The 207-nt window shown below is 59.9% G+C and carries 1 protein-coding gene; it reads right to left on the reverse strand.

Annotated features, from left to right (window positions below; translation table 11 throughout):
• The coding region (locus ACM6IT_RS00900) for a DUF6396 domain-containing protein (RefSeq protein ID WP_414917272.1) at nt 1-207 on the reverse strand (207 nt) is incomplete at both ends.

Raw genomic sequence — 207 nt, forward strand, 5'->3', positions numbered from 1 at the left:
GGTATGCGTGCAGGCTTGGCCGCTGATGCAGGTCGGTCTTTTGATGTAGTCGATCTGTATAAAGGCCGAGGAGCCTGGCATGGGCCGGCCGGTGGCGGGTTCGAGGACTTTGGCCTTGGCCAGTTGGTGAATCAGTGCTTCGCTGGGCTTTTCTGGTGGGACATTGGCCAGGCGTTCTTCGAGCCATTGCAGTTTGCCGTCCCAGGC

It is taken from the genome of Pseudomonas sp. IT-P4, from assembly GCF_949767755.1.
GTDB lineage: Bacteria > Pseudomonadota > Gammaproteobacteria > Pseudomonadales > Pseudomonadaceae > Aquipseudomonas > Aquipseudomonas monachiensis.